Here is a 389-nt window from a genome sequence, read left to right as displayed (position 1 = left end):
AGGTTATTAGATAGTTTATCAATCATTTGAACCTATATGGGGTACATGAAACATTATGCTGAAGAACCAGTTGATTGGATTTGGAGATGGGAATGGAGGTATACACTTCTGCAATTAGAGGAATATAAAGAGTACAAAAATGAAGAAAGTTTTGAGATACCGTACGATTTAACTAATTCTATTGTGCAACTAGGAAAGTTTTCATTAAATATGTGGAATAGTTACGAACACTTTAATTTAATGGATTGTATTGCAAGACTGGATGAAAAAAATTACAAGGTATTGAAGTGTGCTATTGATATGCGAATGAGGAATATACATGTCAAAACATATACATTTTAACTGACACATTTCAAATAAGCATAAGTTATATTTTTGAAATGAAAAAT

The 389-nt window shown here is 29.6% G+C and carries 1 protein-coding gene; it reads left to right on the top strand.

Annotation, left to right across the window (positions count from 1 at the left end; all coding sequences use genetic code 11):
• The first annotated feature begins 45 nt into the window (after positions 1–45).
• Positions 46–342 carry a hypothetical protein gene (locus V7024_RS23990; RefSeq protein WP_154713406.1) on the top strand — a complete coding sequence of 99 codons (297 nt, stop codon included), beginning with the start codon at positions 46–48 and terminating at the stop codon, positions 340–342.
• Positions 343–389: the final 47 nt, after the last annotated feature.

The sequence above is a fragment of the Bacillus sp. JJ864 genome, from assembly GCF_036963045.1.
Lineage (GTDB): Bacteria > Bacillota > Bacilli > Bacillales > Bacillaceae_G > Bacillus_A > Bacillus_A pseudomycoides_C.
This window is presented reverse-complemented; position numbering and strand designations above follow the sequence as displayed.

What these genes read in the sequence shown, in the direction of transcription:
- V7024_RS23990 (WP_154713406.1), top strand. Translation starts at nt 46, where the DNA reads ATGAAACATTATGCTGAAGAACCAGTTGATTGGATTTGGAGATGGGAA.